Origin of the sequence: Flavobacterium agri (assembly GCF_013401995.1) — a bacterium.
GTDB lineage: Bacteria > Bacteroidota > Bacteroidia > Flavobacteriales > Flavobacteriaceae > Flavobacterium > Flavobacterium agri.
The window spans coordinates 63,437-76,615 of the sequence record NZ_JACBJI010000009.1 but is presented as its reverse complement, the minus strand read 5'-3'; the positions used below and the strand labels follow the sequence as shown (position 1 = coordinate 76,615).

The window sequence follows — 13,179 nt, the reverse complement described above, 5'->3', positions numbered from 1 at the left end:
ATTCGTGGCTAATAATTAGTTCATGCGGATTTGCATGCGGTTCTGTCCAGGTCCGCCCTGGCCTTGCATTTCGCGCATTTCTTCCATTTTCTTGATCACGATCTCGTCGTATTCCTTCTGGGTGACTTTATCGCCTTTGGTCGGCGCTTTGATCACGACTTTGTCTTTCGGATTCAGGACGACTTTCGAACACAACACTACGGTTTTCCCATCGTTGATTTCAAGAATCAATCCCGGTAAACCCCAATAACTTTCGGGTCCTTGGTTCACCGGAATTTCGGGCGTATACCAAGCGGTTACGGTGATTTCCTTGGGCATGTCGACCTCATCCATGAAGTTGGTTTTCTTTTCGGAATCGGCTTTGGCCTTGTCAGCTTTGGCTTTCTCTTCGTCCTTTTTCTCTTCGTCTTTTCTTTTCGGACGGAAATTCCTGAAATCGGACTTGCTCGCCGGAACGATCGCCGTAGCCTTATAACAGGTGTAATCGCCTATTTTCTTGGTCTCGCTTTCCATTTTCCAGTTGAGTTTCGGAAGCGAATCGATCACGAGAAATTCCTTCCCGAGGAAATCTTTGTCTACGGTGTACATTTTGGTTTTGACGTCTTTGTAATACGTCCCGCCTCCGCCCATGAAGCTGGTCATCATGCGCATACGGCCGCCTCCGCCTTGTCCGGGCGTTTCGAGTTTTTCTTCCTCTTTGTAAATCGAGGCCGATTTGTTGAAATTGAGGATGAACGTCTTCTCGAACATCGACTTCATGCGCTCTTCGATAGTTTTGCGCATTTCGGGCGTGATGTCGCGGTTCTCTCCCATCCTGGCCTGGAAATCGGCCGTGCTGGTTTTGGATTCGTAAACCGCCATCCCTTGAAAATCCTGGGCCGTGGCTGATAAGGCCAACATCGCGGTCATGCAACTGAAAATGATTTTTTTCATACGTGTTATTTTTTTGACTGACAAAACAAAGATGACGGATTCACGGTGCTTTTGTTACCAAGAATCTGTTAAATCTGCTCATCGAAAGTAATGCTATCCGTTGCTTTTTGAAACATTATTAGGCGATTGGCCGAAATCAATCGGTGGTTGGGCAAAATTTCTCTGCAAACCGCCATTGTTTGACGTTGGAATCTTATTGACGTCAAAAGTTTAATCGTATCTTAGTTTTCGATGAAAAAAATCCTGTTGTGCTTGTTTTTGTTGGCTCAAAGCGTTTTGTCGGCTCAGCTTCAACCTGTTTTTGTGGCGGAATATCCGATAAGTGCAGATTGGTACGTCGGGTTCGACAATCTGGGCGCGAACTACTACGTCAAAGACAACACGCTTTACAAGGAAAAAGAAGGCAAAACCTTACAATACAAAAATATTTCGTTCGGCAGGATCGAACGCGTCGACATCCTCAATCCGATGAACCTCGTGCTTTTTTACAAAGATTTCAACGCCGTAGTTTTCCTCGACAACCAACTCAACGAGATCCGCCGCTATAATTTTTCGGATTACGCCGAACCGATCGCCGTCACCGCCATCGGAAACGCTTCCCAAAACCGGTTGTGGCTCTACAACAGCATCAACCAACAGATCGGGCTTTTCGATTACCTCAAGAACTCGGTAAGCTATCTCTCGCAGCCTATCAAAGGGAATATCGTGCATTACGAGACCGATTTCAACTATTTCCATTGGATCGACGATCAGGGCAACCGTTACTCGTGCAATCTTTTCGGAAAGCTGTTCTCGTTCGGGAAAATGCCAGTCGAAGCCAAATCGCGCTTCGTTTCGGACAAATCGGCCTTATATCTCAAGGATGGCAATCTGTACTACTTTTCATTCGACGGAAATACGCAGCCAATCGTCGATTTAGGCGAAAAATCCGTTTCGGGATTCTGGTACGACGCGCAAAATTTAGCTATTTTTACGCCCGAAGGAATCAGCATCTATAAATTAAAATTACGCTAATGCACATAGCCGTCGCAGGAAATATCGGAGCCGGAAAAACAACGTTGACACGCCTTTTGGCCAAACATTTCAAATGGGAACCTCACTTTGAGGACGTGGTCGACAATCCGTACCTCGACGATTTTTACCATCAGATGGAGCGTTGGTCGTTCAATTTGCAGATTTACTTCCTCAACAGCCGTTTCCGACAGATTTTGCAGATTCGCGAAAGCGGGAAAAAGATCATCCAGGACCGTACGATTTACGAGGATGCGCATATTTTCGCGCCCAATCTGCACGCTATGGGCTTGATGACGAACCGCGATTTTAACAATTATTCGTCTCTTTTCGAACTCATGGAATCTTTGGTCGAGCCGCCAGATATGTTGATTTACCTAAGAAGTTCGATCCCGAATCTCGTTGCGCAGATCCACAAGCGAGGACGCGATTACGAGAACTCGATCTCGATCGATTACCTGAGCCGACTCAACGAGCGCTACGAGGCGTGGATCACGACGTACAATCGCGGGAAATTGCTGATCATCGATGTCGACAATATCGACTTCGTGAACAACCCCGAGCATTTGGGACAGGTTTACAATAGGATTGACGCGGAGCTGAACGGACTTTTCTAAGTTACTTTCCCATTTTTCGAATCCAATTCCCTCACCATTTTGGCAATCAAAACCACTTGTCCCAAATGGTAATAGCTGTGTTCAATCACGCCTTCTAAATTGCGGATATTCGAGTCGTATTTCGCATCGATGAACGGTTTCTCCAATTCGGATTCTTGCATATTTTCGACGTAATCGACAAAATCGTTGGCATCTTTGAGAAACTTTGCGACGAGTTCTTGCCAATCTTCTTCCGAAGAAATCTCGCGCATATCAAAACTGAACTTGTCGCTGATGTCGAGCTTTCCGGTTTGGAATGCGCGCAAAATCCCGTCGAGGTAATAATCGATATGGAACGTCAAAAGCGCGATCGTATTGAGGTTTGCAATTTTATGTGTTGCCTGTTTCCAATTTACCTTCGTAATCTGGTCATGGAAATTGGTGTTTGCGATCCAGGTGCCGTCGAGCAAAACTTCGCGCATCCTGGAAGCGATGAATTCGGTGCGTTGCATAGGCCTCGTCTAAAGTTTGAGTTTCTTTGTTTCGTTTGCGTCTACCGATTGGTTTCCGTCTGTAATTGCGGCAGAATGAAACCAATTGGCACCAGACGTCTTGAGTTTTTCAATGTTGGACGAACGCACGCCGCCTCCGGGCATGACCGTGATTTTTCCATCCGACTTGCGAACCAAATCCGAAAGCTTTCCGAAGTTGTCGATCGCATTTCCTTTTCCGGCGGAAGTCAAAATATTCGAAAATCCACACAAAATGACGTCTTCCAAAGCCGAATCGAAATCATCGACCTCGTCGAACGCGCGATGGAACGTGCACGGTTTGCCTGTAAGTTGTACGAGTTCGGAATTGCGCTCCACATCGACTTTCGAACCGGAATCCAAAATGCCGAATACGAAACCATCCGCGAGACTCCCGAACTTCTCGATTTCGGATTTCATCTGATTGAATTCGGAATCCGAATACACGAAATTTCCGCCTCGCGGACGGATCATCACGTAAATCGGAAGCTCGATTTCGGCTTTGAGTTTTTTGAGGATTTCAAAATCGGGCGTCGTGCCTCCGACTTCAAAACCTGCGCAAAGTTCGATCCTGTCCGCACCCGATCGGGCCGCGACGATTGCCGATTCGTAATTAAAACACGCTATTTCGAGTTTCATTTGAGATAGAATTCGGGCGTGATCATTCGGTTTCCGCTTTCGTCGTGCATCGCATAACTGAATCCGCCCTGGATGCAATACGAGCCGTGTTCGCCTTTTTTGTTCAACGCAATGAATCCGACCTGTATGTCTTTAAGATTCTTTCCGCGATTTTTGGTGATGTCGACGATGCGCAAAGCCGCTTCCTTGCATGCTTTTTCGGGCGATTTGCCTTGACGCATCAGTTCGACGACCAAGTGGCAGCCCGCAATCCTGATGACTTCTTCACCGTGACCCGTAGCCGTGGCTGCACCGATTTCATTATCGACATACAAGCCAGCGCCGATGATCGGGGAATCGCCGACACGTCCGTGCATTTTATACGCCATACCGCTTGTGGTACACGCGCCCGAAAGATTCCCATTCGCATCGAGTGCAATCATTCCGATCGTATCGTGGTTCTCGATGTTTACGATCGGTTTATAATTTGAAGTCTTGAGCCATTCCTTCCACTCTTTTTCGGAAGGTTCGGTAAGCAGGTTTTCCTTTTTGAAACCCTGTGAAAGCGCAAACGTCAAAGCGCCTTCGCCTACGAGCATCACGTGTGGCGTTTTTTCCATCACGGCACGCGCCACCGAAATAGGATGCATGATGTGCTCGAGACAGGCCACCGAACCGATGTTCGCGAATTCGTCCATGATACACGCATCGAGCGTCACGCGACCGTCTCGATCGGGTCGTCCGCCGTATCCCACGCTGCGTTCGTTCGGATCGGCTTCGGTAATTTTTACGCCGGCTTCGACCGCATCGAGCGCACGTCCTCCCGAATTCAAAATTTTCCACGCGCCTTCGTTGGCTTTGAGTCCAAAATCCCAGGTGGAAAGTACGATGGGTTTTTTGACGGTTTTACCCGTAGGCAAATCCATTTCGAGTATCGGCTTGACGGCCAAAGCAGCCGAAGCGAGTGCCGCATTCTTTAAAAATTCCCTTCTTGCTGACATCAGTTCACGAGTATTTCGTCGGCGAAAAGCCAGGCCGCGTTTCCGGCTCCGGGTTTTCCGTCGGCAATTTTGGTTGTGTTTTTGGCGATTACTTTCACGTATTGCGTTTTTTGTTTTTTGAATTTGATCGTGATTGTTCCGCCTGCTTTTTCGATATCGGATGCGGAGATTTTTCCGACCGATTTGAAATCAAGATTGTCTTTCGATACGAAAATTTCGACTTCGGCGGGAAAGTAAATCCAGCTTCCGGCGCTTTGCAGGAAACTTGCGGTCACCGATTCGACTTTTTGTTTTTCGGACAAATCGATCACGGCTTCCAAATCTGTTCCCGAAAATCCGAGCCAATCGCGCCCGAAGCGGTTTTTGTCACCGAAAATCCCGTTCGTTAACGTAAATGCGCCGTCTCCTGAATATTTCGGGCTCGGTTGGTTTTTGAGAGAAACCGATCTTGCCGTCGATTTGCCGAATTTGAATTCCTGTGTCGTCGTCTCGCTTATTTTCTTTCCGTATTCAAATCTTGCCGCTTTAAATATTTCGGAATCCGGGATGACTATTTTGCCTGGAAACAGTGGTGATTCCGATGTAGGTTCGCTTCCGTCGGTCGTATATCGGATTTCGGGATTTTTGTCTGCGGAAGTGAATTCGAGCATGATTTGGTTGCGTCCGAAAGGCGAAACTTTTGCCGATAGCCCGAACATCGAACGGCTGTAATTGACGCCTTTTTTGTCGAGCAGTTTCATATGGTTGACAAGTCGCTTCTGGAATTGACCGAAATTTCCCGGTTGGGCTGTTCCCCAATCGACTTCGGCCAAAGCGGCCAGACGCGGAAATACCATGTACTCGGCATGTTTCTCGGTGGCGATGTATTCGGTCCACAGATTGGCTTGCGCTCCGAGAATGTATTTGGATTCTTCGACGGATAACGCTTCGGGAATCGGATTGAAATTGTAGACTTTTTCGATCGGTACGAAACCGCCAAATCCTAAAGGTTCGTTTTTCGGATCGCCTTGATAACGGTCGAAATACAAATTGGATTCGGGTGTCATCACGACGTAATGCTTCTGCTTGGCCGCCGCGATGCCGCCATCGATGCCGCGCCAGCTCATGACCGCCGCGTTCGGAGCGAGTCCGCCTTCGAGGATTTCGTCCCAACCGATGATTCTGCGGCCTTTGGAATTCACGAATTTCTCGATACGCTGGATGAAGTAACTTTGGAGTTCGTGTTCGTCTTTGAGGCCTTTTTCTTTGATCAGGCCTTGGCAATGCGCACAGGTTTTCCAACGTGTTTTCGGGCATTCGTCACCGCCGATATGGATGTATTCGGACGGGAAAAGCGCCATGACTTCCGTCAGGACATCTTCCAAAAACTTGAATGTATTTTCTTTCGGACAAAACACATCGTCGAAAACGCCCCATGTCTTTTCTACTTCAAACGGCCCGAAAGTACATGCCAATTCGGGATACGCAGATAAAGCGGCAACCGCATGTCCGGGCATCTCGATTTCGGGAACTATCGTGATGTGGCGTGCTTTTGCATAGGCGACGACGTCCTTGATCTGTTCTTGGGTATAAAAACCGCCGTACGGGATATCGTCCCAACGTTGTTCGTTGTAATGACCGGCCATCGTGCCTTTGCGTTTGGAGCCGATTTCGGTGAGTTTCGGGTATTTCTTGATTTCGATGCGCCAGCCCTGATCGTCGGTCAAATGCCAATGGAACGTATTCATTTTGTACATCGCGAGGTAATCGATGTATTTCTTGACGAAATGGACCGACCAGAAATGTCGGCTGCAATCGAGGTGCATGCCGCGCCATTGGAACTTGGGTTCGTCGACGATTTCGAGACAGGGCAAAGTCGTTGCGTTTTGGGCGGACGTCATTTGGAACAACGTCTGCAACGCGTAAAAGGCACCGCTCGCGTCCGAAGCTTCAATCTGGATTGGTTTATCGGCCAGGATTTTGAGCGAGTATGCTTCTTTTTTGAAGTTGGCCGATTTTCGGATCTCGATCGAACCTGGATTCCCGAGACTGTAAACGGAAGGCGACTTTTTATCGAAAAACGCGTTCAATCCGTCGAGATCGGAAAAAAGATCTTCGGGCGCGAACGCTATCGTCTTTACTTCGCCTCCAAGCAACCTAAGACTTTGGGGTTGCGGGATCAACGGCAATTCCTGAGAAAAAAGAGATTGGGAAATCAGTAATGCAAAAAGGATTTTCTTGAACATTGGAGCTTGTCGGTTTCTACAAATTTAAACATCCGCAGCGAGTTTCGGCAATAAAAAAAGCCCCGCGATTGCAGGGCTTCTTATTATTTTAGGAAAGCTTAGTTGGCTTTGACCGAATCGATCTTGGCCTGAACTTCGGCTTCTGTTCCTGAGAATTCGTGCTTGTCTGTAATCGACTCGCCGTTTTCGCCTTTTGTGATGGTTACGGTAGCTTTTACCGTTCCGTCATCGGCTTTGGTTTTCTCTACGGAAATTTCGCGTTTTACTTCGGTAGCCGCAGCTGGAGTTGTTACAACTTCGATCGCTTCTACTTTTTCAGTTTCCGTGGTAGCACTGTGCCCTCCCAAAATCGGAGCGATCACAAGACCTACAAGACACGTCAATTTGATCAGGATGTTCATCGACGGACCTGATGTATCCTTAAATGGATCACCGACAGTATCTCCCGTTACGGCAGCTTTGTGCGCGTCAGAACCTTTGTACGTCATTTCTCCGTTGATCATGACACCGGCTTCGAACGATTTTTTCGCATTATCCCAAGCACCGCCGGCGTTATTTTGGAAAACTGCCCAAAGTACTCCAGAAACGGTAACTCCGGCCATATAACCACCAAGCATTTCGGCGATCAGTTGATTGTTGTCGGCGTAAACCAATTTGCCAAGCAATACGATAGCGATCGGGAAACCGATTGTAAGAACGCCCGGCAACATCATTTCGCGCAAAGCGGCTTTTGTAGAGATTTCGACACATTTGCCGTATTCAGGTTTTCCTGTCCCTTCCATGATACCCGGGATTTCCTTGAACTGACGACGTACTTCGTACACCATGTCCATCGCAGCTTTTCCTACCGAATTCATCGCCAAAGCAGAGAAAACGACCGGAATCATACCTCCGATGAAAAGCATCGCCAAAACCGGAGCTTTGAAAATGTTGATTCCGTCGATATCGGTAAACGTAACGTAAGCGGCGAAAAGCGCCAATGAAGTCAAGGCTGCAGAAGCGATCGCGAAACCTTTTCCTGTAGCGGCCGTCGTGTTTCCGACAGAATCCAAGATGTCTGTTCTTGTACGGACTTCTTTAGGCAATTCGCTCATTTCGGCGATACCACCGGCGTTGTCGGAAATCGGTCCAAACGCGTCGATAGCCAACTGCATGGCGGTAGTAGCCATCATCGCAGACGCGGCCAAAGCAACTCCGTAGAAACCTGCCAAAGCGTAAGATCCCCAGATTGCAGCTCCGAAAAGCAAAACGGTCGGGAATGTAGAAATCATACCTGTCGCCAAACCTGCGATTACGTTGGTTCCTGCTCCGGTTGAAGATTTTTGTACGATCGCCAAAACCGGCTTCGTCCCCAAACCTGTGTAATATTCTGTTACCGATGAAATCGCTCCACCTACGAACAAACCTACCAAAGTAGCGTAGAAAACACGCATTGAAGAGATGTCGTGCAAACCTTCACCAAAGAAGTTCATCGTCATCGTTTCAGGCAGCATATATTTTACAAGGAAGAAACAAGAGATCGCAGTCAGTACGATAGAAACCCAGTTTCCGATGTTCAAAGCGCCTTGCACTTGCTTTTCTTTTGCGTTGTTGTCGTTGATTTTAACTAGCATCGTTCCGATGATCGAGAAAAGGATTCCGAAACCTGCGATCGTCATCGGAAGCAAAATCGGTCCGATACCGCCGAAACCTTCCTTGACGATGTCTCCGCCCATATCTTTGATGACGTAGTTTCCGAGAACCATCGCAGCCAAAACCGTCGCAACGTATGAACCGAACAAATCGGCGCCCATACCGGCAACGTCACCTACGTTATCACCAACGTTGTCGGCGATCGTGGCTGGGTTACGCGGATCGTCTTCCGGAATTCCGGCTTCGACTTTACCGACAAGGTCAGCACCTACGTCGGCAGCTTTTGTATAGATACCACCTCCGACACGCGCGAACAATGCGATAGATTCGGCTCCGAGAGAGAATCCAGCAAGTGTTTCAAGCACGATGGTCATGTCTTCGGTAGACGACCATGTACCGCCCATGAAGAAGTGGAAGAAGAATATAAAGAATGCGGTCAAACCAAGAACGGCAAGACCTGCAACGCCCAATCCCATGACGGTTCCGCCTCCGAAAGAAACTTTCAAGGCTTGCGGAAGACTCGTACGCGCGGCTTGCGTTGTACGGACGTTTGTTTTGGTGGCGATTTTCATACCCATATTTCCAGCCAAAGCCGAGAAAATAGCGCCGAAAATAAACGCTACGACAATCAGGATATGTGTCGTCGGTACGATGAAAGAAATACCGGCAAGCGCGATACTTGCTCCGATAACGAAAAATGCCAATAATCGGTATTCGGCTTTAAGGAAGGCAAGTGCGCCTTCGTAAATGAAATCTGAAATCTCCTTCATTTTCCCGTCACCGGCGTCCTGCTTTAATACCCATGCTCTTTTGGCCGACATGAAAAGCAGTCCCAACAAAGCCATGGCAATCGGCACATAAATTATAAATTCTTTCATAAAATAAAGTGTTTTATATCTTTTTTAACGGAGGCAAAAATAGGAAATTTTTAACAACACGAGCGTTGCGCCCGGAATTTATAAGAAACAAATCGAGGCTTAGGTTTTTCGCTTACAACCTGTTGCGCTTGGCGAGGTAATGATGCCAAAGGATAAACGAGGCGAGCGTGCGGTGCGGCTTCCAGTTTTGGGCGTGCTTGTCCATTTTCTCGACTTCGTGTATGCCGTACAATTCCTCAAACGCTTTTCGGATGGCAATGTCGCCGAACGGGATGATGTCGGGCGATTGAAGACAGAACATCAAATAAACTTCGACCGTCCACATCCCGACGCCTTTTATCGCGAGCAGTTCGGATGTGACCTCGTCGACCGATTTACCCCTAAACGAATCGAAATCCAAAATTCCCGAAACCACGCGGCTTGCCATGTCTTTGATATACGCGGTTTTTTGACGCGATACGCCAAGTGAACGGAATTCCTCATCGGAAGCGGAAAGCATTTTTTCGGGCGTTATGTCGACGAAATATTCCGCCATCTTGCGATACGTCGCTTTCGCGGATGAAATGGAAACTTGTTGCTCGAGAATGATGTGCACCATGGCCGCAAAACCTTGGTCGCGCACTTGTACGACGGGATTTCCGTACGTTTCGATTACCGATTTGAGTACGGGATCGCCCGAAGTCAAAAAATCAAGCCCTATTTTCATTTTAGTGTTTTTTGGAATGCATCGCGGGGCGTGCCGTCGCTTACGTAAATCACGCCGCAATACTCGAATCCGCTTTTCACAAGGAAGTTTTGCATCGGGACGTTTTCGTGATGCGTGTCGACACGGATGTTGCCGATTTTAGAAAAAGCATAATCGAAGGCCGCATTCGCGATTCCTTTTACGGTTCTGGCCGATGCGAGACGGTGGATGACACCGTAAGGTTCATCATTGAGCCATTTGCCGTTTTCGATCACGTCGTAATTCGAATCTGGATTTTGGCCTTGCTGGAAGCAGAAATACCCGACGATTTTCCCATCGACCTCACAAACGAAACCTTCATCGGAAATGATATCGCCTAAAATGACTTCTGAAGACGGATAACCGTTACTCCATTGTGTCATGTTGCCGCTCTCGCGCATGATGCTTCTCGCCTGGTCGATGATTTCAAGGATGGTCGCGACCTCATCGCGAGTGGCTTGCCTGACGTGCATTCGAAAATCTTAGAAGTAAAACCCGAACGAGCCTTTGATCGCGAATCGGCGTGCATCAGGCAAATCGAGGTAATTTCCTCTCCACGAAAAGTCGAGGCGGAAGACCTTAAAGATATTGCCGATACCGAATCCGTATTCGTAATACACGTTTTCGGGAGCGCGATAAATGAGTCCGCTCGCGTTGATTGCGCGGTTCTCGTCCGAGATTTCGCCGTAAACCGCACGGATGCCGACAATCTCCCGCCAGTTGAGTTTTCTCAAAGCCGGTACACGAGCGAAAAGTTTACCCTGGAAATTGTGTTCCCAATGCATGGTCACGTATTCATCGGCGACGAACTCGTAGAAATTGAGGTTGCCGAACGTATTTTCGATTTGCCACCACGTCTGGTTACCCGGAACGATATTCATAAGCCCAAGCGGAACGGTGCCGTAGGTCTTGCCCAATTCGGTGGTGATATACGAACGCCCGATGGCACCTATGATAAGCGGCTGACGATAGAACAACTGCACTTTCTGGTATTCGAAATCGCTTCCGAACATGCCTTTGACACCCGAACTCAATCGGAAGAAAAAGCGCGTGTACGGATTGTCGACCACATCTCGTTCGACTCCGTAACCGATCGTTTGGCGTTTCGGCGTCCAATCGATCTCGAATTGCAATTCGCCTTGTTTGACTTCGCTTTCGACGACGCCCGGCGTGAATTCGGTCGGCAGTACTTTGTAGTAGTCGAGGCTAAATTCGTCAGCGCTGTTCGCCGAACGCAACGTGCGGTAACTGATTCCCGATTTGACACGGAAGTTCTTGATCGGCTCGAATTCTATAGAAGCGGTCGCCAATTGTATGTTCGTGAGTTTGCCGTTACTGCCAGACGAAAATACCGACGAGGATGCGTTGCTTCGACCCAAAACATCGTTCGTAGCAGTCAAATCGGCGCCGATCTGCTCGACGTCTCGACGATAACCTCCGGCGATGATGACACGGCTTTTTTTGTCGATCATCCATTTTCCGGACAAGCCGAACTTGAATTTGTCGTCTCCGAAACCGTAAGCGGTGTAGCCTTCGAGTCGCCACGGATCGTTCGGGCCGAAATAGGTACGACCGCCCGTCCTGATGCGCACGCGTTCGACCTGATTGTATCCCACCGTGGAATAAATCGGGCCGTAATCGAACCATCCGTAATTGATATAGCCGCTCGCGAGCACTTCGACGGTGTTGTACAATCGCTTGAATTTCTTGACGGTCTTGAGCGTATCGAGCATTTTATACACGCCTTCCTCGTCTTTGTTGAGCTCTTCGAAACGATGTGTACGCCAGTATTCGTCGTCTTTCTGATAAATCGACGTGTCGAGGAAATTGACGTCGGCTTTATAAAAATCTTCGGCTTTCTTTTGGTTGAATTTGTGGTTGCGGAAATACGTCGTGCGCTTTCCGTACACGCCTTTCGACTCGTCTTTTTTGCTGAACGAGAAATCGGACATCATGTAATCTTTCGTGAGCAGGAAAACCGAATCGTTGACGACGTCGAATTCCTGTTCGATATAAATATCCTTGACCCAGTTGATGTTCGCCGATTTGGTCACGGCCATGTTGATCGACTTGATCGCGAACGTCGTATCGGCAACCCAGAAATCGCCTTTGAACGTAAGTTCGCTTTTGCGCCTCGGATAGAACACGATGTTGTAACACGTTTTGTTGTCGATCACGGCCGTGTCGCGCAACACATAGTTGTACACGTCGATTCCGGTTCGCGAAAGCGGACTCGTGAAGCTCTTGTCGAAAAACGTGAGGTAGTTGTCGTAAATGTTGTATTCGGCGTACAAATCTTTGATGAACGCCTGTATTTGCTGGTTTCCGGTAAAGCCCGAATTTTTGTTGGCCTTGACGATTTCTTTCTTTTTGTTGCGTTCGTTGTCGCCGTAAACGTCGCTAAGTTGTTCGTTGATGAAAATCGGGAGATAGGTTTTCCCGGTAACGTCGCTCGTATCGACATGCTCGAAAATGAACTCCATGCCTTTCCAGATCTTGCGCTTCATGAATGCGCTGTCGATGGAATTCATGTCGAATTCTACCTTTTCATATTTCTCCATCTGATATTGGTCGAACATATAAAGGCCGTTCTTGCGCTTCCTTTCCCAAATCTTGCGCAAGATGTCGAGAGCCGGATTGTTTTTCTTGGACGTTTTTCCGGTGTAGATCGTGACTTCCTTGAGCTGATTTTCGGGAACGAGCGTGATCGTGAAATCGTAGTTCACGGCTTTGGTCAGTTCGATTTCCTTGGTTTTGTATCCCATGAAAGACACGACCAAAGTCTTATACGTATTAGGCGATTCTATATAGAATTTCCCATCCTCGTTCGTAACTGCAGATTGTGTCGTTCCTTTGAATTGTACGTTCGCATACGGCACGGGAAGTTTAGTGTCGTCTATAACGATACCGCTGACTTTGGTCTGGGCAAGCGCCGTCGTCAAGCAAAATAGTAGGAAAAGGCTGAAAACCGAATGTTTGTTGCTCATAAAAAAAAACTTCACCATAAAGGTGAAGTTCAAAGATAACGGTT

General features: G+C 48.0%; 11 protein-coding genes. 2 read left to right on the top strand and 9 right to left on the bottom strand.

The features are described 5' to 3' along the window. Positions 1-15 precede the first annotated feature (15 nt). Entirely contained in the window at positions 16-933 is a 918-nt protein-coding gene (locus HZF10_RS16840; protein WP_176007406.1) for a GLPGLI family protein, read from the bottom strand. A gap of 231 nt (positions 934-1,164) precedes the next feature. On the opposite strand from HZF10_RS16840, the gene HZF10_RS16835 reads away from it, so the two are divergent. Together HZF10_RS16835 and HZF10_RS16830 are read left to right on the top strand one after the other, a co-directional pair. Then, on the top strand, positions 1,165-1,947 hold the full coding sequence (locus tag HZF10_RS16835) for a hypothetical protein (RefSeq protein ID WP_176007405.1): 783 nt from the start codon (positions 1,165-1,167) through the stop codon (positions 1,945-1,947). Next, positions 1,947-2,561, top strand: a complete 615-nt coding sequence (locus tag HZF10_RS16830) for a deoxynucleoside kinase (protein WP_176007404.1) — start codon at positions 1,947-1,949, stop codon at positions 2,559-2,561. Before HZF10_RS16835 ends, HZF10_RS16830 begins: the two co-directional genes overlap by 1 nt. Here the strand turns inward: HZF10_RS16830 and HZF10_RS16825 are convergent. The 8 genes from HZF10_RS16825 to HZF10_RS16790 all read right to left on the bottom strand — a co-directional run bounded on the left by HZF10_RS16825 (position 2,558) and on the right by HZF10_RS16790 (position 13,135). After that, positions 2,558-3,052, bottom strand: coding sequence for a DinB family protein (locus HZF10_RS16825; RefSeq protein ID WP_176007403.1), 495 nt, complete (start codon positions 3,050-3,052; stop codon positions 2,558-2,560). The genes HZF10_RS16830 and HZF10_RS16825 overlap by 4 nt on opposite strands. Positions 3,053-3,061: 9 nt before the next feature. Beyond that, positions 3,062-3,709: a copper homeostasis protein CutC gene (locus tag HZF10_RS16820; RefSeq protein WP_176007402.1), complete on the bottom strand. Its 648-nt coding sequence runs from the start codon at positions 3,707-3,709 to the stop codon at positions 3,062-3,064. Next, positions 3,706-4,689, bottom strand: a complete 984-nt coding sequence (locus HZF10_RS16815) for an isoaspartyl peptidase/L-asparaginase family protein (protein ID WP_176007401.1) — start codon at positions 4,687-4,689, stop codon at positions 3,706-3,708. Before HZF10_RS16815 ends, HZF10_RS16820 begins: the two co-directional genes overlap by 4 nt. Continuing rightward, positions 4,689-6,914 carry a beta-N-acetylhexosaminidase gene (locus HZF10_RS16810; RefSeq protein WP_176007400.1) on the bottom strand — a complete coding sequence of 742 codons (2,226 nt, stop codon included), beginning with the start codon at positions 6,912-6,914 and terminating at the stop codon, positions 4,689-4,691. The genes HZF10_RS16815 and HZF10_RS16810 overlap by 1 nt, the downstream gene beginning before the upstream one ends. Positions 6,915-7,012: 98 nt before the next feature. Further along, entirely contained in the window at positions 7,013-9,424 is a 2,412-nt protein-coding gene (locus tag HZF10_RS16805) for a sodium-translocating pyrophosphatase (RefSeq protein WP_176007399.1), read from the bottom strand. Between the two features lie 112 nt (positions 9,425-9,536). Then, entirely contained in the window at positions 9,537-10,130 is a 594-nt protein-coding gene (locus HZF10_RS16800; RefSeq protein WP_176007398.1) for a DNA-3-methyladenine glycosylase family protein, read from the bottom strand. Next, entirely contained in the window at positions 10,127-10,621 is a 495-nt protein-coding gene (locus HZF10_RS16795; RefSeq protein WP_176007397.1) for a GNAT family N-acetyltransferase, read from the bottom strand. The genes HZF10_RS16800 and HZF10_RS16795 overlap by 4 nt, the downstream gene beginning before the upstream one ends. A 9-nt stretch (positions 10,622-10,630) precedes the next feature. Further along, positions 10,631-13,135, bottom strand: a complete 2,505-nt coding sequence (locus HZF10_RS16790; RefSeq protein WP_176007396.1) for a DUF5686 and carboxypeptidase-like regulatory domain-containing protein — start codon at positions 13,133-13,135, stop codon at positions 10,631-10,633. Positions 13,136-13,179: the final 44 nt, after the last annotated feature.

Excerpts from the sequence above, each read along its gene's own strand:
- HZF10_RS16800 (WP_176007398.1), bottom strand. The coding sequence starts at position 10,130 with ATGAAAATAGGGCTTGATTTTTTGACTTCGGGCGATCCCGTACTCAAA.
- HZF10_RS16790 (WP_176007396.1), bottom strand. The coding sequence starts at position 13,135 with ATGAGCAACAAACATTCGGTTTTCAGCCTTTTCCTACTATTTTGCTTG.
- HZF10_RS16835 (WP_176007405.1), top strand. The coding sequence starts at position 1,165 with ATGAAAAAAATCCTGTTGTGCTTGTTTTTGTTGGCTCAAAGCGTTTTG.
- HZF10_RS16795 (WP_176007397.1), bottom strand. The coding sequence starts at position 10,621 with ATGCACGTCAGGCAAGCCACTCGCGATGAGGTCGCGACCATCCTTGAA.
- HZF10_RS16810 (WP_176007400.1), bottom strand. The coding sequence starts at position 6,914 with ATGTTCAAGAAAATCCTTTTTGCATTACTGATTTCCCAATCTCTTTTT.
- HZF10_RS16830 (WP_176007404.1), top strand. The coding sequence starts at position 1,947 with ATGCACATAGCCGTCGCAGGAAATATCGGAGCCGGAAAAACAACGTTG.
- HZF10_RS16820 (WP_176007402.1), bottom strand. The coding sequence starts at position 3,709 with ATGAAACTCGAAATAGCGTGTTTTAATTACGAATCGGCAATCGTCGCG.
- HZF10_RS16825 (WP_176007403.1), bottom strand. The coding sequence starts at position 3,052 with ATGCAACGCACCGAATTCATCGCTTCCAGGATGCGCGAAGTTTTGCTC.
- HZF10_RS16840 (WP_176007406.1), bottom strand. The coding sequence starts at position 933 with ATGAAAAAAATCATTTTCAGTTGCATGACCGCGATGTTGGCCTTATCA.
- HZF10_RS16805 (WP_176007399.1), bottom strand. The coding sequence starts at position 9,424 with ATGAAAGAATTTATAATTTATGTGCCGATTGCCATGGCTTTGTTGGGA.
- HZF10_RS16815 (WP_176007401.1), bottom strand. The coding sequence starts at position 4,689 with ATGTCAGCAAGAAGGGAATTTTTAAAGAATGCGGCACTCGCTTCGGCT.